The 21558-nt window shown below is 61.6% G+C and carries 23 protein-coding genes; 4 read left to right on the top strand and 19 right to left on the bottom strand.

The features are described from left to right. Window positions 1–29: 29 nt before the first annotated feature. From ACSSV8_RS18430 to ACSSV8_RS18520, 19 genes are all read right to left on the bottom strand, one after another. On the bottom strand, window positions 30–371 hold the full coding sequence (locus ACSSV8_RS18430; RefSeq protein WP_454283422.1) for a hypothetical protein: 342 nt from the start codon (window positions 369–371) through the stop codon (window positions 30–32). 28 nt (window positions 372–399) lie between these two features. Continuing rightward, window positions 400–2295 (bottom strand): SUMF1/EgtB/PvdO family nonheme iron enzyme, encoded by a 1896-nt coding sequence (locus tag ACSSV8_RS18435; protein WP_454283423.1) that lies wholly within the window; start codon window positions 2293–2295, stop codon window positions 400–402. A 13-nt stretch (window positions 2296–2308) separates the two neighbouring features. Further along, window positions 2309–3532, bottom strand: coding sequence for an FtsX-like permease family protein (locus tag ACSSV8_RS18440; protein WP_454283424.1), 1224 nt, complete (start codon window positions 3530–3532; stop codon window positions 2309–2311). Then, window positions 3529–4341 carry an ATP-binding cassette domain-containing protein gene (locus ACSSV8_RS18445; RefSeq protein ID WP_454283425.1) on the bottom strand — a complete coding sequence of 271 codons (813 nt, stop codon included), beginning with the start codon at window positions 4339–4341 and terminating at the stop codon, window positions 3529–3531. Before ACSSV8_RS18445 ends, ACSSV8_RS18440 begins: the two co-directional genes overlap by 4 nt. Beyond that, window positions 4338–6761 carry a vWA domain-containing protein gene (locus tag ACSSV8_RS18450; RefSeq protein ID WP_454283426.1) on the bottom strand — a complete coding sequence of 808 codons (2424 nt, stop codon included), beginning with the start codon at window positions 6759–6761 and terminating at the stop codon, window positions 4338–4340. The genes ACSSV8_RS18445 and ACSSV8_RS18450 overlap by 4 nt, the downstream gene beginning before the upstream one ends. After that, window positions 6758–7438 carry a hypothetical protein gene (locus tag ACSSV8_RS18455; RefSeq protein ID WP_454283427.1) on the bottom strand — a complete coding sequence of 227 codons (681 nt, stop codon included), beginning with the start codon at window positions 7436–7438 and terminating at the stop codon, window positions 6758–6760. The genes ACSSV8_RS18450 and ACSSV8_RS18455 overlap by 4 nt, the downstream gene beginning before the upstream one ends. Window positions 7439–7442: 4 nt before the next feature. Next, window positions 7443–8006 carry a hypothetical protein gene (locus ACSSV8_RS18460; protein ID WP_454283428.1) on the bottom strand — a complete coding sequence of 188 codons (564 nt, stop codon included), beginning with the start codon at window positions 8004–8006 and terminating at the stop codon, window positions 7443–7445. A 36-nt stretch (window positions 8007–8042) separates the two neighbouring features. Continuing rightward, window positions 8043–8585: a hypothetical protein gene (locus ACSSV8_RS18465; RefSeq protein WP_454283429.1), complete on the bottom strand. Its 543-nt coding sequence runs from the start codon at window positions 8583–8585 to the stop codon at window positions 8043–8045. Window positions 8586–8593: 8 nt separating this feature from the next. Beyond that, window positions 8594–9616, bottom strand: a complete 1023-nt coding sequence (locus tag ACSSV8_RS18470; RefSeq protein ID WP_454283430.1) for a hypothetical protein — start codon at window positions 9614–9616, stop codon at window positions 8594–8596. Then, a complete protein-coding gene (locus ACSSV8_RS18475; protein WP_454283431.1) occupies window positions 9532–10197 on the bottom strand; it encodes a hypothetical protein in 666 nt (221 codons plus the stop codon). Before ACSSV8_RS18475 ends, ACSSV8_RS18470 begins: the two co-directional genes overlap by 85 nt. Continuing rightward, window positions 10194–10688, bottom strand: coding sequence for a hypothetical protein (locus tag ACSSV8_RS18480; RefSeq protein WP_454283432.1), 495 nt, complete (start codon window positions 10686–10688; stop codon window positions 10194–10196). Before ACSSV8_RS18480 ends, ACSSV8_RS18475 begins: the two co-directional genes overlap by 4 nt. A 3-nt stretch (window positions 10689–10691) precedes the next feature. Then, the gene (locus tag ACSSV8_RS18485) at window positions 10692–11336 is read right to left on the bottom strand and encodes a MotA/TolQ/ExbB proton channel family protein (RefSeq protein WP_454283433.1); all 645 of its coding nucleotides are present in this window, start codon (window positions 11334–11336) and stop codon (window positions 10692–10694) included. Beyond that, window positions 11333–11731, bottom strand: coding sequence for a hypothetical protein (locus ACSSV8_RS18490; RefSeq protein WP_454283434.1), 399 nt, complete (start codon window positions 11729–11731; stop codon window positions 11333–11335). The genes ACSSV8_RS18485 and ACSSV8_RS18490 overlap by 4 nt, the downstream gene beginning before the upstream one ends. Beyond that, window positions 11728–12342, bottom strand: a complete 615-nt coding sequence (locus ACSSV8_RS18495) for a hypothetical protein (protein ID WP_454283435.1) — start codon at window positions 12340–12342, stop codon at window positions 11728–11730. The genes ACSSV8_RS18490 and ACSSV8_RS18495 overlap by 4 nt, the downstream gene beginning before the upstream one ends. A gap of 43 nt (window positions 12343–12385) precedes the next feature. Beyond that, window positions 12386–13024, bottom strand: a complete 639-nt coding sequence (locus tag ACSSV8_RS18500) for a hypothetical protein (protein WP_454283436.1) — start codon at window positions 13022–13024, stop codon at window positions 12386–12388. Between the two features lie 58 nt (window positions 13025–13082). After that, window positions 13083–13898: a hypothetical protein gene (locus ACSSV8_RS18505; protein ID WP_454283437.1), complete on the bottom strand. Its 816-nt coding sequence runs from the start codon at window positions 13896–13898 to the stop codon at window positions 13083–13085. Between the two features lie 163 nt (window positions 13899–14061). Then, window positions 14062–14904 (bottom strand): hypothetical protein, encoded by an 843-nt coding sequence (locus ACSSV8_RS18510; RefSeq protein ID WP_454283438.1) that lies wholly within the window; start codon window positions 14902–14904, stop codon window positions 14062–14064. Further along, window positions 14901–17201: a CHAT domain-containing protein gene (locus ACSSV8_RS18515; protein ID WP_454283439.1), complete on the bottom strand. Its 2301-nt coding sequence runs from the start codon at window positions 17199–17201 to the stop codon at window positions 14901–14903. Before ACSSV8_RS18515 ends, ACSSV8_RS18510 begins: the two co-directional genes overlap by 4 nt. A 141-nt stretch (window positions 17202–17342) precedes the next feature. Further along, window positions 17343–17936: a GNAT family N-acetyltransferase gene (locus tag ACSSV8_RS18520; protein WP_454283440.1), complete on the bottom strand. Its 594-nt coding sequence runs from the start codon at window positions 17934–17936 to the stop codon at window positions 17343–17345. Between the two features lie 107 nt (window positions 17937–18043). On the opposite strand from ACSSV8_RS18520, the gene ACSSV8_RS18525 reads away from it, so the two are divergent. The 4 genes from ACSSV8_RS18525 (at window position 18044) to ACSSV8_RS18540 (ending at window position 21316) form a co-directional block, all read left to right on the top strand. After that, a complete protein-coding gene (locus ACSSV8_RS18525) occupies window positions 18044–18520 on the top strand; it encodes a hypothetical protein (RefSeq protein WP_454283441.1) in 477 nt (158 codons plus the stop codon). Next, window positions 18517–18978 (top strand): hypothetical protein, encoded by a 462-nt coding sequence (locus ACSSV8_RS18530; RefSeq protein ID WP_454283442.1) that lies wholly within the window; start codon window positions 18517–18519, stop codon window positions 18976–18978. The genes ACSSV8_RS18525 and ACSSV8_RS18530 overlap by 4 nt, the downstream gene beginning before the upstream one ends. A 127-nt stretch (window positions 18979–19105) precedes the next feature. Beyond that, the gene (locus tag ACSSV8_RS18535) at window positions 19106–20134 is read left to right on the top strand and encodes a hypothetical protein (protein ID WP_454283443.1); all 1029 of its coding nucleotides are present in this window, start codon (window positions 19106–19108) and stop codon (window positions 20132–20134) included. A 48-nt stretch (window positions 20135–20182) separates the two neighbouring features. Beyond that, the gene (locus tag ACSSV8_RS18540; RefSeq protein ID WP_454283444.1) at window positions 20183–21316 is read left to right on the top strand and encodes a hypothetical protein; all 1134 of its coding nucleotides are present in this window, start codon (window positions 20183–20185) and stop codon (window positions 21314–21316) included. The last annotated feature ends 242 nt before the right edge of the window (window positions 21317–21558 follow it).

Raw genomic sequence — 21558 nt, forward strand, 5'->3', positions numbered from 1 at the left:
AGCCCATGACCCTTGACCTCGCCGCCTGATCAGGCCCAAATCAACCCGCCCGGAGAACGCCGCCGGAGAATTTCCACCAGATTCGAGACACGACCAACTGCGCCGCCCATCACGTTCTTATTGTTGCTGCGTGCGATACTAGCGCCAATTGCCACGCCCGCAGCCGCGCCGATTTTCGCCCATTTTTCGATGCGTTCGTTGCGTTGACGCGCGATGTTGACGAAGGGTTGGCGGAACTGGGAACACTCGTCCTTGGTCGCGCGCAACTCGGTTTCGGTCGGCACTGCGACGCATCCACTGACAATCAGTCCGATCGAGGCGCAGAGCGCCGCGATGCGCGCTGGCCGACGCAACATGTTGATAAAGGTCATCTGGTCTTTCCTCCCCTTGGGTTATGATCTATTGGTCAGCCCGCAACCGCTCCCGGACGGCGCGCGCGGTATCGAAGCGGGTGCGATAAACGTCGAACATGTCGCCGGAAGGATTTGCGCGCAGATCACGCAATGCGTCCTGAAAGAGCGGCCACGCACGCTCCTCGTAGAGCCAAAGGCCTTCCGCGGCGACAGCCTCGCGAACCTCAGCAATGACTTCATCGGCTAATGCATCGGGCTCGGTTGCTACGGATCGGATCATCGACAGGACCGTCCGCGTCTGACTGTCGATCATCGCGAGGCGGGCATCGAGGTCACGTTCTAGCTTGTCGATGGCCTCTCTCAGATTCTCGCCTTCTGAATGCTCCGCCAACACGCGGTCCGAAGCGACCATCTCGCGAAGCTCCGGCAACTGCTGAAGGATGGTGATACCCATGACGCCGTTGACACGGATATTCAGGATACCGGTCGCAGCCGCGCGCACGTTCGCGGAAAGTTCGGCGCGCTGTGCCTCGTTTATCGCCACTTCCGATTGCTCGAGCGCGACCTCCACGCGTTCGAGCTGACGCCGCATTTCCTCGTTGTCGGCACCCTCTCGGCCCGCCGCGGCCAGCAGTGCGCGGGCTTCGTCGCGGAAAGCCGCACCCGGCGTCTGCCTGATCTTGATAAGCTCGGCATGGGCTTTGGCAAGTTGAGCGTCAAATTCGGTGTTGCGCAGATCCGATCGGAAGGTTCCCGCCTCTGGTGAGCCGGCGGTGAGGATCGGTGGCCCCAGCAAGAGCCGTATGCCTGCAGGTGCCAATGCCACCTCACCGTCGATGCTGTAGAAAGGCGCCTCGGCGCGATGTGCGACACTGAGGGCAGAGGGGGGCGTCAAGGCATTTCCGCCACGCAGGACATAGCCCCCTCGCGCGCCGTGCAGCATGTCGGGTCGTACCAGACGGAACAAATCCTGGGTAATCTCGGCCACGTTGCCGACCATGTCGTAAAGACCCGCAAGGTTCGGCAAACGGCCGCCCACGGGCCCGAAGGTCCTGCGAGAGGTCCCGTCACTGAAATGAGCGATCTCTGCAAGTTCCCCGGCGCGCAGGCCGCCAGTTTCGGTGTCGCGGACAAGATACACCGCGACTTCGGCGTTGACGCCGACGCCGATGGACCCGCCGCGGGCGGCATATTCCCACTCGGCCTCGGAGGGGAGCCTGAAAAAACCGGTTGAGCCTGCCTCCCACGGGACGAGCGGGGACAGGCCGTCAGCGATGCGGCGACGGCTTTCTGCCACCATGTATCCGTTGAGCGCCCGCAACCGATCCTGCGCCGAAAAATAGCTCATTCCGGTTGCGGGCGCGACGTCTCGCCAGGTGGTGCGTCCGGCAGCCGCGTCGTGAGAGGCACAGGCGGCGGCGGCAGTCTCGACGTTCGGTCTGCCTTTTTCGGACCAGGCCTCCAATGCACCGCCCGTGAACAGTGCGTCCTGAAGAACAGTCCATTCGTGCGAGGCAACGTAATACGCGCGGCCGACAAGCTGACCCGCCGAGCCCACAAGCGAATAGCCGCCTGCGACCGGCTCTGTGCGTCGTCCCTGGATGTAGCGCTCTCTGAGCCCGTCGCCGAACCGACCTCCCTGCGAGGGGGTTTCGTGATCAAGCACCGTTCTTGCTGGTGTGTCGACACGCCTCATCGCAAGATGCCGGCCGCATGGCAGAGGTATGACAAGGTGTTGCGGCAGGGTTGTAGGCTCGTCAGCAGATGGACAACGGCTCTGCCCTGCCGCAGTTTCCCCAGCGCGGAACAGGCCCGGCGCATCAAATTCGCACCAATCGGGGTCAACCGTTATGGCGGGCATCTCCTGAGCGGCGATTGGCCCGACAGTCATGGCGACGATCATGGCTGAAACGGCGAGGTATCTGGGGATCTGGATATGCATGAATTCTCCGGTTTTAATCGCCTCTGAGGGCGCGAGACACATCAAGCTGGCCCAGTCGGACGACGGCGGCGGCTCCGGCCAGCCCGCCAAGCGCGACAACGCACAGGGCGCCTGCAAGCACTGGCGCCAAGGCCGGGCGTACAATCTCGGTTGTTTGGGCAAGGTAGCCTTGTGCCATCGCTTCGATCGAACCGCCCGTTGCGGCCACGAGGCCGAGCGCGAACGTGGAAGCGAAAGCAGTCATCACCGCCCCCTGAAAAAGAGGGAATATGGCGGTTTCCGACCGTGACATACCGACCACGGTCATCAGAGCGAAGTCTCGCCGCTTGCGCAGGACCGACAGCCACTGGATGAGGATCGTCGCCGCGCCGAAGGCCAGGGCGGAGAGCCCGAGAACCAGGCCGAACAACTGCCGAAGACCCGTCTCGAGGCGAAGGATCCGATCGACCTGATCGGTCATCAATCGGGTATCAAGACCCGCCTCCTCCAGACGGTCGCGCAAAGCAGGTGCGAGAGCCACCTCGGGCGCGTAGACCCGCAGGCTCTGCCAGCGCTGACTTGCGTCCGGAATTGTGGCCTGCGGTGCATCGGCGCTGAAAGTAAGGTATCTGCTGAAGCCCAACAGCATTTCTTCGGAAACGAACCCCGTGCGCCCCTGCCAGACTGTCTCGGGCAGGACCCCGGCCACGCGCAGGATCACCTCGCGGCGTTCTACGGCACCGCCACTTGGCGTGCGCTGCAACAGGATGCCAATCTCCGACCCGACAGCAGCTTCCAGCTCCGTGGCGGCATGGCGCGACAGGATCAGGCCTTCCTGCCCCGGGAACTCCAGATCGGCACGCGCCAGCACCGGATCGCCCCGCGAGGTCGTGCGCATGTCGAGCGATACGGACGATCCCCGCGCACCGACCAGTCGTGCGATCTGCGTCGTCACGAAGAACGACGGTTCAGGAACGGCGAAGCCCGTTTCCGGCCATGCCCTCAGTGCCGCAAGAAGACTGGCGTCGATTTCATGCTCGCCAACGATGACGACTTCGCGGTTGCGAAGGTCTGTGGCCAAATCCCGCGCCCAGGTCTCTACCAGTCCGACGCGCAGCGTGTGCAAGACCACCGGGGGTGCCAGAAGCGCCGCGAGCAAGGTGATCCCGAGCAGGGTCAGTTTTCGATCATGCCACAAGTCCGCAACGGCAAATCGCAAGGCCAGCTTGATGGCAGGAGTGCGAAGACGTCTTGTCATGGTAGGTCGCCTCCGGCGGACGCTTTGCCGACTGGCTGACGGGATGCAGTCCACGCATCCGAAGGTCGCCGAAACGCTGACGCGCCTTCCGCCGGTCCATGTCGAAAGATGCCGTGCTCCAATGGCCGGACGGTAAAACCGGCGCGATGCGCCGCCTCGGCGTCGTGCGTGGCAATCAGCACGGCGGTTCCTTCTTCCGCCGCAAGCGCTGCCAGCATTTCCATTGCCACGGCGCACGCATCCGGATCGAGACCCGTCGTCGGCTCATCCACCAGCAGAACCCGTCGCGAAACCGACGCCCCCGCCAGCAAGGCCACGCGCTTGCGTTGTCCCCCCGAAAGTTGCTCGCGCGTCTTGGACAAATGCGCACCAAGACCCAATGTCATGGCGAGCCTTTCGAACCGCGCCCGCGCGGTTGCGTTCCGCGCGCACCCGGCCAACCGCAGACCGGCAAAGGCGTGCTCTCGTGCGGTCAGAAAAGGCAGCACGCCCCCCGATTGCGGCACATATCCCAATGGCCCGATCCTGAGCCGGGCAAGCGCATCAAGCCGACCGGCCTTGAGGTCTTCGGCAAGATCCCGGCGCACGTCGCCCGACGTCGCCAGGACAAAGCGTTCGACCCGCTCGGGCTTCACAAGCAGGGCAAGGAACTCGAGCAGCATCGACTTTCCGCATCCCGAAGGACCAACGATCGCGACCCGCTCTCCTTGCGTCAGCCGAAGCTCCGGCAGGTCAAGCACAAACCCCGCCGCACCGGCCTCGCCCGTGCGCAACCGGACGTTTGCAATTTCCAGGACGGTCGTGCTCATGGCAGATCCCGCAGCGGAAGCGGGTAGACCTGATCGCCCGTGGTCCGCCCGGCTAGAGACAACCAACCATCTTGAGAGGCATAGATCCGGCGGTAAGAAGAGACCTTGGCCTGGACCTCGTCGAGAAGCTCTTCCTGCCCCTGCTGGCTGAGCGCGTCCCACAGCGAAGGAGTCATGTTGATGAATTTCGACCCATAGGGCAGGTCTTCCAGATAGGCTGGCAGGAAGTTCCCAAATTCCGGATCGACGGCAGCCTGACCCGACTGCTCCTGAACGGATGAGAAGAATCCCCCCATGCCAAGTTGCTTGGCGTTCAGCCGCTCGACAATATCTTCGAGCCGGTTTGCAAGGTCGCTGAGTTGATCGCGGGTCATGAAGACACTGACGTCAAGCGCGCGTCGGTCGGGATTGGCAAGATCCACGTCTGCCGCCCAGCCACGGTAAAAGTCGGGGGCTTCCGCGCCAGACCGGGAGCCGAGATATTCCGCCTGATAGCGGAACACCTCTTCTGCGACCGCGCCGGCGATCAGAGGGGAATCTGACGGATCGTCCACCGTTATGGCATTCCCGCCAATAAGCGCCTCCAGTTCTTGCGAGAGTGTCGGTTCGACCGGAGCTTCCAACTGGCCTGACGTCGACAATGTCCCAAGTTGGTCGATGACGTTGGCGGCAATCAATTCCAACGATTGGCCAAACGCTTCTGCGGTCGCACCCCGCACCTGGAAGTATTTGGAAACGGCTGCATCGCCTGTCCGCGCCAACTTGGTATACAGCTGAGCCCCCCGCGCGGCATCGTCATACCCTTCCGTGCTTGTGCTCACCGAGATCGCTTCCTCGGTTTGCATGTGCAGCACGAAAAGCGACACGTTGCGCTGCGCGGCCATCGCCACGATGGTCTCTGGACCCATGGTTGCGTCCGAAGCCAACGCGTCACCGACGCTTCGGGGGCTGGCGTCCGTGATAAGGAACACAAGACGCGTATCGACCTCACCCCAGTCGAGGTCGGATATCGCGAGTTCGATTCCGGCAAACGCGTCTTCGCGCCAGTTGCGTGTCGAAGCTGTCGCGGGCGCCATCCGCTCAACGTCGGCAAGCAAAGTCTCATCGCCGACGCCACCGCCGAAGTCGCGATAAACCGTCGTCAGGTATCCGACATTGGCGGCGGCCTGCACGTTGTCCCGAAACCCCACAAGCGCGAAATCGAACCGGTCAGATAATCCGCGCTCTTCCAACCCGCCCGACACGGACCGAACGAACGCTTTTGTCCTGTCGATGTACGGACCCATCGAACGGGTTGTGTCGATAACGAAGGCGACACCGACGCGGAAATCACGCGCATCGGCCTCGACCGAAATCCTGTCGGTACCGACCGGCTGCGTCCCGGCCTCGCGCGTGTCGGTGCTATCGCGGTTGAGTGCCGCGAGCTGCAGGATCGCAACATCACCATGGGTTGCTGTACTGGTCAGCCGGTAATCCAGAACCGGCATGAGATAAGGACGTTCGACCGAGTTGACGACAAGGCGCGGCTCGATCGCCACGACCTGTCCGGGATCGTGCGTGCCAGCGTCGATGCGCTGGTAAAGGTCGGCCATCTGGTTGGGAGCATCTTCCCCGGTCTCAAGCACGTCGAACACGTCATTTTCGGATGCGAAGAACACCGTGCGGTCCCGTCCGCTCCGCGAGGCATAGGACATCACCAGCATGGTGCGCCACTCCTCGGTACGCGTGGATTCGATCCATCCCTCAGCACCACGCGTTGTCCTGCCGATCGCCAGCAGAGACGTGTCTTGGCCTGGTTCTTCGTGGTAGACGTAATGAACGGAAAACGCCGGAAGCGTTTGAGAGGTACCGTCTTCGGTGCGCATTTCTGCGTCAGGTCGGATCAGGACGCGCCTAGCCCGGTCGCCCTCGGCGAGCGGTTCGGCGAGCGATGCGAGAGCTGGCAAATCTGCAGGTTCTTGCGCGGGTTCCAACGACGGCGGATTGCTTGTGTGATCCTTCACAAACTTATCGTCGGCGACCATATCCTCTATGGCTACGTCAACGCCTGCATCGGCGGACTGTGCGTTGGCGCTGGACGAGGGGCCGGCGCTCGATTGCGGCGGTTCTGGCAAGGATGCACGCGGCAGGTCGGGGAGCATGGCCGCGATCTCGGAACTGGTGGTATTCCATCGGGTTTCAACCTGCTCGACCTGGGCCTCCTTGGTGGCGACGGCCTCGCGCAAGGTGGCGACTGTCGCGCGTGCCTCACCCTCGCTTCCCGGTGCGAACGGCCCGCGTTCAGCCGCCTCTACGCTGGAGCGGTAAGCATCAATCGTCTGTCGCAACTCCTCCAACGTGGATTGACGGTCCTGGGCAAGAGCCATGTGAGGCATCGCCAGAACTAGAACGAGCGTACAAACGCGAAAATGCAGGATCATTTGTAGATCTCCAAGGATTGGCCGCTCATGAACGCGAAGCCTTGCCCAGGCACCCAAACGAGCTGGATACCTGGCGCTTCGGCAACGCGAAGGACAACGGACGGTTCCGCGAACGTGCCTTTCAGAGTTTGGTTGCTGAAAGGTGGCCCAGTGTCGTAGTAAAATGTGCCCTGTTCGACCTTGGTAAGCGCAAACGCAGTCGTCATATTCGCAGGCGTCCCGTCCGGCAAGGCCAGGGCTCCGTACTGCCGGATATCCTTGGCAAACCAATCAAGACTCTCTGCTTTCCAGGCCAAGCGTGACAGTGTGGCATCAAGACCCTCTGCGCGCTCGGTAACGGCATCCATATCCGCGAGGGTTTCGGCAGCCACCGGTTGGTTGAGCGACACTGCGTCGGCTTCGCGCCGACGCAGGTCATCATAGGCAGCGCGCAAGCTGGCGATCTCAGCAAGATCAATCGGTATCGGCATTGGCCCCGGTGCGTCAGAGGGTGACGCAGGCAGAGCTGCGCCTTCCGATGGTGGAACCGGCGGGGTTTTTGTCCCCTCTGGGGTTTCGGAAAACGGCTGCGGCAAGGTCAGTAAATCGCCCTGCGTTGCCGGCACACCCTGTGCATCGGCTGCATGTGCGGCAATTATCAATAGTGCGGCAAGCGTCAAGCGTGGCGATCGGATCATGCGTTCATGTCCCCAGAATGGTTAGAAGTGAGGTCGCGCAGAGAGCGGCCGTGGCCGCGAGTGTCGAATGTCGGGCCAGCGCCGTTGCGCCGAGGACCGCGACCGGCAGAGCCCAGTTGGCCGCCGACTCCGGATTCAGCAATCCCAACCCAAAGGCACACGAGACGAGAGCGAAGGCGCTGCCTCCCAATCCCGCGATGCCTGCGCCGACGATCACCGCACCAAGCGCAGCGAGCGGGCGAACGAGGTCATGGCGCAGTCCGGACGCCAACGGCTGTTCAGCGACGAGCACCACGAGGTGGGGCACGACAGCGGCGCAGAGCAGACCGCACGCGCCGGCAGCCAGAACCTGTGCCGTCCGCATTCCGGATGGTAACGCGATCCAGATTGCGAACGCGGCAGCCGTTGCCATGAGGGTCGACGCGAAAGACGCGGGCGCGAGGGCAAACAGGGCCAGCGCGACGATTCCGACGCTGGCAAGCAAAAGGCCCGACATGAAAGCACGTCCAGTAGCGGCGGCAAGAATAGCCAAGCCCGCGCCGACCAGACCAATGGTGACCGCGTTCATCGCAAGCCCCCGTCGAAACGGCTGATGTCGCCACCGTCACTCATAGATGCTGTCCATCTGGCCGCAGTGGGAATCGACCAGATCGAGCGCCTCCATCAGCCGCCCCTTGCGCGAAGCAAGATGGGCGATACTCATGGCGACCTGTGTGGCTCGGGAATCAAGGTCAAGGATCCGTTGCGAGATGGTGTTCAGCCTGACCACCATGGCCGAGTTGCCCTCGCCTTGTGCCTTCGCGATGTCCTGGGACACGCGCTGAACGAAGACCTGGCTGCACCACATGTCCGACTCCGAGCGTGCAACGAGTTCGGCAGCCGACAGCGACGCCACATCAGCGCGCTGCTCTGCGGTTAGCTCGGATGTGCGTTCGGGGCAAATATCCGCGTTCATCGCAGTGTCCTGGATCTGGTCGACCGCCGCCATCAAAGCCTGCATGCGGGCGTCAGAGACGCGGTATTCTTTTTCCAAAGCACCGATATCGGTATCGAGAGTCGACAGATTGCGGCCGCATACCTCGATTTGCGCCGAGCCTGCACTGGGTGCTCCTACAGCCCAGAACGTTACCGCGATCGCGCCCACCATTCGAAGAGTCATGGTCTTTCCTCTTTCGTGTTTTCCAGCATCCGTTCGATGGCAATGCGCAGCACGGCGTCACAATCGCTTGTCCCAAGCTCTGTCAGGGCCTTCGACCAGCGATCGCGCGCGGCCTCGAGCCGCCCCGTCTGTCGCAGGATCATTCCGCGCAGCAAAGCCGTCCGTCCGTTCGGCGCGAGCCCGACCAAAGTCCTTTCCAGCCGCTCGAACTGCGAGTCGCGTGTGGCCAGGGCGCCCAGTTGCACAGTTGCCCGGATCGTGCGCGCGGCATCGAGCCCGCAGGTTTCGACGTCGGACCCCGTGCCTTTGGCTGCGAGAACCGCCAGACGCTCCTGCGCCGCCCAGAAACCCGGATCGGCGGTGACGGCTGCATCCAGCAAAGACGCTGCCTCTGCATCTCCCGACGTCGCGGCGGCACGCAGGAAAAGTTCATCGGCCTTGCACCAGTCAGGCATCTCGGTCGCTGCCGCTCGATCCAGATGAACGATCGCATCGTTGGATCGCCCCTCGCGCAGAGCAAGCTCTGCCCGGGCGATCGCAAGACGCCATTTGGCGGGTCCCGAGGGCGTGATGGTTTCAAGATCGGTCAGAAGGGCTTCTTTGAGGTCGGGCCCGGTGGCCAGCGTCGCCACCGCCAGACGATGCCGCAGCGCACGATCCACACCTGGGGCCACGCGCCCATGCCGCATCGTGCAAGGAGTGGCCCCGGCAACAAGACCAGGTTCACCGGCGACGGCTTCTGCATCGGCCTCGCTCGTTTCAACTTCGGAGAGTGCATCGGAGAGTTCAACCGGGATCTGCGGCGGTTTGCCATGCGCCGTCTGTTCGGGCAGCGGCACCATCGCAGCCAAGGCCAGCAGAACCGCCGTAAGCGCGGCGCCGGTCGCGCGCCACACCGCAGCGCGGCCCCGCGCCGAGGGCATCTGCTGGTCGCTCATTGCCATTGGCGGCCCCTGCGCTCGAATTCTTCGACCCTTCTTTGGAAAACGACGTTGCGACCCGTTGGCACGATCGACCATCGGATTGGCACCTGCGCATTCCGCAGCTTCCAGTAGAGCGGAGAGAAGGCAGCAACAGACTCTGCGGCAACTAGGTAGGTCGTTGCGATCTCGGCGTCGTCGAACAGCGACGCGGCCGTATCTGCCTCGAGCCCAGCGTCGTCCTCATTTTGCAACGGCTTCGCGGTTTGCTCCAGGGCGGACCAGTCGGGCGAAAAGCTCGCCCGGTAGTCGTTGAGGTCGCGATACGTCGTCCGGCCTGTCACCAGTGTCATTTCGCCCTGCGATGTCCGCACCGTGACCTCACCGGACGACAACGCGACGGCAAAACTGTCGAGATCCAACTCGACCAGCCCCGTCGGCAGGACAAAGACGTATCGGCTGAGGGGTGCAAGCACCGCATCGATCGGCGATGGATAGAACAAGTTCGGCATGTCGTCCCGGCGAACCTCGCCCCTCGGAACCGGGGGCGCGGCGGCGGAAATCACCAGCATCGTCGCAAGGATCAGCACGGCCAACGCATTTGCCGACACGTCGAGCATGCCGACGTCGGATTCGCTTCCGGCCTTGCCGCCCCGTCGCTTCAGCCCGACCCCGATCATTGCAAGCCGCCGGGTTCAGAAGCGAACCGCTCTATCAGCGCCTTTGCATCCGTGCCCGGTCCCCCAAGCGGAGCGAACTCGAACAGGTCAAGCGTATCTCCGTCTTCGCGGCGCTCCGATAGGTCTTCGGCCATCTCGCGAAGGCGATCCGCCACAACCACGCCTTCTGCCTCGGCAGCGCATTCCTGTGCCAAACCGATCAAGGCACGCCCGCTACCCTCGACCGCCGCTGAAAGTGGTCCGCTTATATCGCGCGAGCTGAACTCTTCGGCCTCCCCGGTCTTCCGGTAGAGGCGGATGGTGCGGTCCGGGTCACAAAGGATCAGCGCATCGTATGGGGCAGGCTTCAGCTCTGAAGTGGTCACCAGCTCCTGCAGGGCGAATACGATCACGAATATACCGATCGTGGCGAACAGGATATCCACCAAAGCTGTGAACTGCCCGGCCTTTTGAAGCCTTCGCAAGTTTGCTGGATGACGCACAGCGACCATCGGTCAGGCCGTTGCCGAAGCGCCGAAGCGCGCGCGCATCGCACGGTCACGGGCGTCGTCTGACGCAAGTTCGATCCATGTCGAAAGCGCCATCACCGGAATAACCAGAACAAGCCCGGCGAAAGTCGTGTCGAATGCAAAGCGTAAGGCGCCAAGCACGGACTCCAGTGCCTGCTGTCGGTCGCCGTCGGCGAAGACCGTTCCCAGTCCGCCTATCGCATCGGAAATGCCGATCACCGTGCCGATGAAACCCAACAAAGGCAGCACCCAGACGGCGTAGGACAGCGGCGCCATCCTTCGGGCCGCGAGAAAATCCCATTGGTCGGCGAACAAATCCACAGCAAGAACCGTATCGGTCGCTTTGGTCAGCTGCCGTTCGCGCCCTTGGCCTGACAACCAACCTGCGAGTCCACCTTTCCGCGTAGAGCCTGTCGCCCAAAGCTGGATCAAGCCATAGAGAAACGCCCAGGTCCCAACGAAGGCGATTACCAATACGAAGGGATTATGCACCAGCCGCTCAACTAGGGTCGCGGTCGCAAGATCCTCTGGCGGCGGAACGGCAAGGCCGGCGGCGGCGCAAAGGGCGGCAGCCAGAAGAGCCGATACGACCAGGGGATTGAGCAGTCGGGCATCGGGAAGGTGTGTCATTCTTCGCTGGCTCCATTTGTCGTCGGACGGTCCGCCTCGGCGGCAACGGCCTCGGTCGCGAAAAGAGCCGCGCGGAACGCATCGGCCTGGGACCTGAGCGTTGCCTGCAACGCTTCCGTCTTGTCGAGTTGAAGGGTGAGCGTATCGATAAGCTGATCGAGGGATGCCTGGCGCGGTCCGGCCTCTGCTGCATCGCGCTGTTCATAGAGATCGGCGAGCCGAGCATCCTGGTCGACGATCATTGCGTCGATCTGGACGATCATGGTCTCGATCTGCGCGATCGTCTCGACAAGCTGCTCCGGATCGGGCGTATCCTGTGCGACCGCGCCCCCCATGGGGAGCACGGCCAGCAGCATCGCGAACGCCGCCGGTAAATGACGGCGCGCGCGCGTCATTCCTGTGCCACCGAGGGCGTTTCCGCGACCAGATTCGCCTGAGTCAGGATACCCGACATCTTCTCGTTCATCGCGCCGAGTTCAGCCGACATCACCTCCATGGTAGCCAGTGCCTGATCGGCCAGTTTTGCCTCGTAATAGGCGATGATGACGCGGCGCTGATCCTCGATCTGCGCAATCAGGGCTTCGGATTCGGCGGCCTGCTCGGTGATCTGCTGACGCAAGGTGATGGCGCGATCTATGCGATCCTGCCAACCGCTGGCCACGTCTTTAAGGGCTGGAACGTCCTGCGCCTCTTTCAGAAGGTTGTCACGACGCACTGACCAGGTGTCGAGCATCCCGTTCATCTCGCCCCAGAGTTCGCTGTCACGGTTCAGACTGTCATAGACTTCGCGTGCGGCGGCAAGCATCTCGTCAAGTGCCTTGGTGCCCGCTTCCAGATCGGAAGCCTCCGCCATCTGGATGCTCAGCGTTTCGATCCGGCCTTCCAGGCCCTGCGCGATCGACGTCACATCCTGAACCAGCGAGGCAACGTCAGGTTCGCTATCTTGTGCAATGGCAGGGAATGCCAAAAGTCCGGCCATCACAGTGGCAGCAACGAAGCTTCTCATGTTCTCTTCCTTTCAAAAGGTTGCGTGGGGCGATAACGGTTGGTCATTCTTGAACGACGCTCGGATCCTCTGTCTGGAGGAACGAGGCGCCGACTTCGTCAAGGACCGCGACCATGCTCTCGAGATTGGCGGTCAATTCACCGAGTTCGCCGACGAAATCTTCGACAGCGATCACACCGGCCTCCAGCCTTATCTCTCGGCGCAATTGCGCATGCTGCGAAAGCGAGAAGGTGATCCGGGACTCCAGGCCTTGCAATGTCTCGTACTCCTTCTCGACCTGAGCCAGCGCAGACTCGAGGCGCGCGACGCGGTTGTCTCGCGATGGGCTCGGCGGCTCTCGCTCCTGCTTTCGCAGGATGACGAGCACTTCTGATCGCGCCCGATCAAGTTCGTCCATGAAGGGAGAGTTCAGCTTGACCTGATCCAGAATTGCCCGGGATTCGATTTCCATCGCATCGAGTATGCCCAGCACGACATCCTGCTCGGCATCGGGCCCCGCTTCGAAGATCTTTTTCATCGACTGTGTCGTCGTAGCGAGGTTGTCGCGGACGCTGCTGGCAGTTGCCGACAGTTCGCTGCGCAATTTTTCGAGCTGAGTGTTGTTGATCGCGGTCTGCCCGACGGCAACCATTGGGGACAACATCAAGATCGAGATCATCGTTACGGTGTGGATCAGGCGCATGTGGCTCTCCAGGTATCGTGAGTTTGTATGATCCGCTCATGTCTCTCGAACGTTGACATCATTGGTAGTCCGTCATGTCGCTTCCGTAGAAGTCGCCGCTCGAGAACGCGCACTCGGTGCCGAAGTCCCGAACCGCTTCCGAGATCCGGAGTTGTTTCTGACGCATGGATGCCATCGAGATCATCACAGCCGTCAGCCGTTCATCCTGACGGCTGGCATCGTTCAACTGGCGCGACAGGTTTGACCGAAGCATGAGTTGTTCACGGGGCGCGTCCACAGGGATCGCCTCCATTTCGTGGCCGATCCGGGTTGCGGCTTGTTGCGCGCAGGTGCCCAGATTTTCTACCCGGGCCATCTGCTCGCCGGCATTAAAGTCTGCAATGGTTTCCGAAACGGCCTCAATTTTGGACGAGAGCGCATCGGTACACATGAAGAATTCGGCGCTGCGCATTTCGATCATGTCTTCCGCCAAAGCATCGAATGTCTGCTCGAGCTCTCCGACATTCTCTTCGATTTCGATCCGGAACCGCTCTATTTCGTCGACCGCCGCCCTGAAACCAACCGAGTCCCGGGGGCAGTTGCTGCCCGATGGGGCATCGTAGGCGAACAGGGCGCCATCCCTTTCGGATTTCGCAGCAGGTTCGGTCATGGCCGACGAATTGTCCGGCAGGGTCGGACCGGTCATCGTTACTGCGGTCTGGCTTTGGGTTGGCTCTGCCGATGGAGCCGGATCGCTGGGGCCCACAATATCCGGCGTCTCGAGAAGCGAGAACAGTGCCTGGATCCGGTCGTGGTCAACAGACTGCGCTGAAGCGGACATCGTTGTCATCCACAGGATCGGGAGGAGCAGCCCGTGGGCCGACGCTTTGGGCATGAACAACCTGTAGGTTGGCGACAGGTCGCCCCACTGAAAGCATCGCATTTGCAAACCTCGGATTTTCGCCGCTCCCACTCAGCGGGAGCACTTTTATTAAGGCATGGCAAAAATCCGCTGAAAATCTATACTCTTCTATAGTTTTTCGTTGACTGCCCGATTTTCAAGTTTCGGATGAACGGTAGAAAACGTCTGCGACAGCGCGCGCCCGATCCTGTCCGCTGCCATTTTGGAGACAGCCCATTATCTTTGCGATGACCGTTTCAGGCACGGGACGGAACGCTTCCTCGGATGCGGGCACCGCGGAGTCGATAGCCGAAGCGGCCGTTTTTGGCAGCCAGAGTGCGACCACCTGCCGGACCCCAAGATCTGGCCGGACATAGAGCGGGGTGTCGTCGCGTCCCGGAAAATACGTTCGCCCAGAGGCATCCAGCTCAGGCCAATCGCCCTCGATCGCCGGCACCAGAAGGTCCGGAACCCCCGCATCCGGAGCGTGATCGAGCAGAAGCAGCGGGAAGCCGATCGGCCCATGGCAGGCGAAATGCAATGGATCGCGCGGTCGCAGAACGAGAAGGCGCTGCTGTGCCTCTTTTGGGTCCCAGACGAACCCACCGGCCCGCGGCAATCCGATTCGGACCTGAATCTTGCCTCGCTCGCCTGCAAAGTCGCGTACCGCGCGGTGCAGCCGTGAACCCACCGACCGGCCGTAAAGGCCTACACCTCTATCGCGCAGGATTTGCTTCAGTTTCTCGGGACCGTGATGAAAGTGCGCCGGCACGATTCCGTCACGCGCGATCGTGGTCTGCTGCGCCAGCCGCGACATATCTGCCGGACCGACCTGGATTTCCCCGTTCAGACGTCTCGTGACGCCTGACTTGCTGCATCTGAAGGCATTCTGTGCCACCACGTTTACGGTCGCATTGTACGGCAGCCGGTAACCGACCGTCTCCAGGACAAGTTCGATAGAGGCGCGAAGATCGGGATAGCGGGACGGGGAACCGGTCATACGCTCCCCCGTCCAACGAACAGCATAAAAGCGGACTCATTGGGCCGGGATACCGAGAAAGCACCGGCCGGATCGCCGCTTTGGGCAAGCTCGGTGTAGAAGCGCCGCGCAAAGCAGCCTGCTTCCGTGTCGCTGATTCGCCAGGCAGTCGCGATCACGACCGCACTGCCCGCATGCAGGAACAAGCTTGGCAAATCGACCTCTGACTGTCCCGCCGAGAAAATTCCGGCCGTCTCGCAAAGGCCGAGGCAGACAACTGGCGGCGCAGCCGCCTGACCGAGCGCGACCTTGATCGCCCTTATTGATAAGAGCCCCTGGTCCGCGCACCGAAGGCCAGTCATCAAGGAGTCCCAGCCACGGGTCTCGAAATGCCCGGCAACATGCAGCACATCCGCCCGTGCAGCCAGCGCATCGACCAGCCCATCTCGGTTGACCGCATGTTTCGAAAGCAGAAACGTGTCTTCAAGCACCGCTTCTTCGGCCCGCACATCGACCTGCCCGTCGTGCAATAAAGCAGCCCTGCCGAAGGATGACGGGACTCTGGTTGCCGTAGCCGAGCCCCCTCGCAGATAAACCCATTCCAATTCCTCTTCGGGTCTGAGCAACGAAAAGGGCAGCGTGGACAGACACCCCGCAGCGCTGACCGCGATCGGACGCCCACGGCAAAGCAGATCTGAAACAGGATCAAGCAGAATGCGTCGGAGAAGGGATGCCGCCTCCGGGTCACGATGACCTGCTTCACCTGCCGACAGGATCGCGTGAACCGCCTTGGCAAGCGTACCGGTCGATGCTTCGATGGAACAGCGGCGCGCCCCGGACCGGCCAGTGGCATCCACGATCCAGCCGCTGTCCGTGCGGACGTAACGCAGAACGGTCGATTCTGCATACGTCGGTTCGACAGAAACCGGCTTGGCGGGCAGGGCCGCCCAGATCGTTCCTTCGATAAGCCCGTCGATCTTGTTCCGGTCCATCGGCAGATTTGCCACCGCGCACTCGTCACTCGTGAGAAGCCCTTGCTCGGCCGGTGCAAGTCGCGTTGACAGCCCCGGTGCCCGGCACAGGTCCTGTGCAAGATCCTGCACGCTGCGCGCTTCCGCCAGCCGCCCCATTCCGTAAAGAATGCCCAGCGCCGTCTCGAAGGGCTTCGTGCGGGCCTCGGCATATCGTCGACGCGCTTCCGGAAAGATCAGATCCGATGCGCGCAAACGGGCGACAGCGGAACAGGCCTGCTTGGCCAGAAGAAGTCGGCTGCGCGGCGGTTCCAGCCGACGCGCAAGCACCTCTTTCAACTGCCAAACCATGTCCATTTTCGTACCGGGATGTTCCGACAGCTCCATCGCCCGACTACGTACATCTTGCCAGACAGAGGGAGCGCGTTCGGCAAGATCGGACAAGTCGAGCAGCCGCCCCAAGAGATCTGCCGCGGCCGACGGCGCGTCGACCAACCTGGCGCTCCCGTCTGAAAGTCCCCCCTCCCAGAGCAGGTCGATCCGGTCAAAGACCTCGTTTTCCCGCCCCGCAGATCGAAGCATATCCATGGTCGCACTCAAAATGTCAGATGGGAGGTTGCCGTAGCTGGCAACGAACGTCGCTGCGGCGTCTTGCAGGATAGCCAGCGCGCCTTCGGTATCGCCCTCGTCGAAAGCCATTTCAGCGCGAAGCAAGGCGAAGTTAGAGCGCAAGTTGAGCGACAGGCCAGTTTCGTCGAAACTGGCCATTTCGGCGCGAACGGATGCGCGTTCAGCGTCGGCCCCAAGAACGGCACGGGCGGTCGTCGCGACGACCAACGCATTTGCCATCACTTGAATTTCGGGCTTATGCCCGTGCAATTCCCAATCGTCGCGGATGTCGGCGGCATGTTGGAGCACCGCCTCCAGATCTGCGGACTGCTCGGCCAGTTGCATCCGATAGTGGCGCCAGCCCAGAACAATCTCGGGCGGCGCATCTTCGGCCGGTTCGGGTCCAAGCGCTGCGTCCGCCTCTTCGAAGCGACCAAGATCCATGAGACAGGCTGCGATCCGACGAGAGATCAGAGCCGCGAAATAGCCATCATCGGCAGATGCCAGTCCCCTCGCCTCTTCATGAAGCTCAAGCGCCTTGTCCTCTTCGCACCGTTCGTACAGGCAAAGACCGCGCGCGGTCAGGGCGTGGGACAATACCCATGCTTCTCCACTGGCGCGGGCAAGAGCTTCGGCTTCGGCATAAAGATCGTGCGCGATATCGGGGCGTCCCTCGCTCCAAGCAGCGTGGCCCGCCTCGAGTCGTCTTTTGGCACCTTCCCCGCAAGTATCGCTCAACGTGGAATACCGGCTGCTTCGCAACGATCAGCAACGCCCGACAATGCACTCCTCCACACAGGCAGCTACATGGAAAAATAGTGACTGGAAAAGAGGTCTTTAGCAATGTGTAAATACGGAATTCCCGTATGGCGCGAGGTATTATTCTGCGGTTCGCACCATCATGGCACCATGGCCGCCGCTCTCGGGATCTGGATAGTAGGCGGGCATCTGCCACAGAAACCCAAATCCAAGACGCGCATACAGCCGCATCTCTGGATCGCGGGGCTCGCCGTCGTTGCGGCTGAGATAACTGTTGAGAGAGGCATCAAGGCGTCCCTGAGCCCAACGCCGATAGCCGGGCAGACGGCTGCCCACGCAGAGCGCGCGACATCCGCCCCCCAGAAAAAGCTTCGCATAGTAGGCAACGACTTCGGTGGCGACGCCAGTGCCGCCCACGCCCGGACGCGCCGACATCGAGACACCGTAGGCAAGCTTGCCGTCCGGGATATGGGTCCGCTCGATATAGCCATTGTCGGTCTGTATGGCCCAGCTGTGTGTCGAAAGGTGGTCGGTAAGCTGTGCGGCCGCGTAGCCGATGATCCGACCATCCTGCTCGACAACAACGCTGCCCGGCGCAAAGACACGCGCACGCGTGCCGATTGTCTCCATGCTGGCTGCGGCCTCGCCCCAGGCGACCCGCTCGACCTCGGCGGCCAGGATGATGTCGCGGGGGTTCAGTGGACGGACCTTCATCGAGTGTTCCTTCGGGCTGTTGCCCTCGCAAACTACCCCGCCGCTCAACGCAGAAATCCCGTCCCTTCCCCCGGCAAAACCGGTCTTTGAACCCAAGGGCTTTTGAAATGAAAAAGGAAATCAATTCCCCAGTGCTGATCCCCGTACCGGCAGAGGTCGCCTCAATGAGCCCGAAGGAAGTGATCGTGCTGATGCGCGCGTTGGGCGTGGGCAAGTTCAATGGTCTGCCACCCTGGCACGCGCGCGGCTGGACCACTGCGGAATTCTTGGATCGTTGCCTCGACACCGACGTGCTCCGCGGCACGCTTTACGATCCGCCTGAACGGACCACGGTCGAAGGCTGGTTCTCGCTCTCGGGCCCATTGCCAAACGACCGGCGCCACAAGACCTGGCATTTCTTTTTTCACGTCTTCTTCAATGACGGGCACCGTGGTTCCGGCACAGCGGCATGGCGGGACGCTTATTTTGCGGCGTTGACGCGGGCAAAAGTTGCAGCGGCGCGGTCGGGAACAGGAAATCTGCCATTGGTGCGACCGACCGACGCCTGCACCGGCAAGATACTGCTATGGGAGAAAACGCCATGAGCCTGCAACCGGCCTTTGTGGCCAAGATCACCACGCCACCCGAACTGACGCCCGTCCGACCGAGCGACCCTGCCCTTGCGACTATCTTGCTGCTGAATGCGGCGCGGCGTGGCTTCGCTCGGCTCGCCGCTCTGGCGTCCGCGGACGCAGAACCTGACTGGGCGGGCTTCCTCGCCGCTCTGGTCAATGCGGGATCAATCTGCGTCGACACGCTCGTCTGCCCCAGAGCGCATCCGGCAGTCCCGGTCCTGTCGGCGGCGATATCGACGTTGGATCGCGCAATCGTTTCATACGAATACGAACGCGCGTTCGCCGCTGAACTGCAGGCTCATGAGATGGCCTATCTCGGTCATCTGGACATGGCCGGTGTGCCCGGAATGGCGCGCGAGACGCTTGTTGCCCAGATACGCCGCGAGGCTCTGCTTCGCGACTTGGAAATGCTTGTCCGACATGGATGACTTGACAATTTAGCAAATAGAATCAGTGATTTTCGCTCACCAGAACCGGTTTCACAAGAGACTGGCGCGGCAGCGCTGCCGTCTGTCTGGACGTCACTCTGGCCTTCGAATTGCACGGAGGACAGGCATGGAAATCACGACTGGCGGCATTGCATGGGCGCATCATCCTCAGCGGCGGTACGACCCGGCCCTTCGGCGGACGATCGACCGCCACGTCCTTCTCATTCCCGGACAAGGCTGCGTGCCGTGGTTGCGCACCAGCGGCCAATGCTGTCCCTTCTGTCGCCTGCCCGCCGCTTCGCGGGACGCGGTGCTAGGTCCGGGACATGAGGGCAGATCAGAGGCCTGGCCGATTGACCCGAGTGACCACCGCGAAATGATCGAAACCGGACTAAAATCGGCAACCGGAGCCGAAGAAGTGGTCGCATTCAACGGTGGCTCCTGGCTGACCAATCGGGAAATTCCGGCGGCCGCTCGGATCCACCTCTACGACGGCATGCGCAACCACCTGTCGGCAACGCGGTTGATGGTCGAGAGCCGTCCGGAATTCATCCGCGCCAGCGCGCTCGATGAGGCCGAGCGTCATCTTGGCGACACAAGGCTGAAAGTGGCCATAGGCCTCGAAAGCACGGATGACGCTGTGCGCAACGGGAACCTGCGCAAGTTCATCGGGTGGCGCAGCTTCGAAGAGGCGATAAAGCGGCTGCACGATCGCGGCATGGAGAGTTTCGTGTATGTCTTTGTCGGCGCGCCGGGTTTGTCACCCGCTGCCGCACTTGAGGACGCGCAGCGATCCGTGCGCAGGCTCGCCGATATGGGAGTGACGGAAATCGCCCTTTCCTGCGCGTTCGTCCCGCCCGGTGGCCCCCTGGAGAAAGCCTTCCTGTCCGGAACGTTCCGTCCGCCGTCGCTATGGACGGTAGTGTCGTTGCTGGAATGGGTCGTTGCGCATGGTTGGCCGGTCTCTGTCGGCGAGTTCGACGACGTGCCCCCTCCGATCGCCATAGCCGCCAATTGTGGCAACTGCGATGCAGCAGTTCACGAAGTTATCGAAAACTATCGAAAGACGGGCAAGTTGGAAGCCGGGGGTTCATTCGGATGCGACTGTCGTACCCGACTGGACGCGGCCGAACCGATTAGGTCCGTTGCGACGTGATCTGCGCGGCAAAGAGCCTATTCATAGGAATTCGGAAAAGTTGACAAAATGTTCGACATAACCGAAAAACGGATGCAACGAATACTGAGTATTGAGCGTCAAGTGGTGAATTTAGCGGAAGCATTGCTCGAAACCATAGAGCATCCGGCCTCTTGGGAAACGGCGCTTGCGGCATTGTGTGCCTCGGTGGGCGCGACCCGAGCGCTCGTCACGCTTCGGGACCTAGAAACCGCCGAGATCTACGTTCCCACAGAAGTAAGCGAAACTCATGGAAGCCCGCTGATCCACGGGTTCAGCCCGGAAGAGGTGTTTTCTTATTTGTCCGAGCACATGGCCGACGATCCGTGGACCGAGATTGAACAACGAAATCCGCCCGTGGCCCCCTACGCCATGTCAACGTATTTGCCGCCTGAAGCGCTGCGCAAAACGCGTCTTTGGTCGTGGCTGGAACCATTGGGAATCGGAGACGCTGTCGCCTGCGAGATAGGCCGAACAGACCGACATCGGACAATCCTCAATCTCTTCCTGCCTCTCGATGCTGCCCCGGGCCACTCAGAAATGGCGATTAGACGGCTTGTTCCTGTCCTTGATCTGCTTCGAAAAGCTTGGGTCGTTGGCCGTCGCTTCCAGTTGCTCGGGATGTCTCGGGACGGGCTTAATGCGCTTTTGGAAGCGATGTCGCGGCCATCCCTGATCGCAACCTGCTCGGGCCGCATCGATGCCTGCAATCAGGCTGCCATCGCACAGTTCAAGTCTTGGAATATCAACCTTCTGGCCGGTGAGTCGTTGAGTTTGCCCAGTTGGATGAAAGTGCAGGCAGATCCAGGCTTGGAATTCGTGCAGATTCGGCGCGTGCCCTCTATGTGCAAGTCGAACACAACCGCGGTTATCAGCATATTTGCGGACTCGGAACTTTTCCACGGAGAACCTGTCTGTCGGATATTGCTCACGCTCGAACCAGTAAGGGGCAAATCCATTCTGGAAGTTCTGGAACTGACACCGCGCGAGCGTGAGCTCGTCCGCCATCTTGCCTTGGGTCTGACCCACAAAGCAGCGGCCTTTGAGATGGGGCGGTCCTATCCACGCGTCATGCAGCTGTGGCGCTCTGCTCGAGACAAGCTGGGGGTATCGGACGTCAACGATCTACGGATCAGATACAAGCTAGAAACGCTGCGCGAATAACCCAAGGTCCCGATGCCGCACCGAGAGGGGGGTGCGGACGAAAAGTTGGACTATCTTGGAGATAGTTCATGTATAGCTACGAAGAGCGAATGCGCGCGGTTGAGCTTTATATCAAGCTCGGCAAACGCTTGCGGGCCACAATCCGTGTGTAATCGGCGGAGCAATACTCGGCCACGGTAGCGGCGGCATAGTGTTGTCGCGGGCGGCGTAAAAGTCGGCCACTTTTGTCCTTTCGGATTTCG

It is taken from the genome of Roseovarius sp. MBR-79, assembly GCF_053628555.1.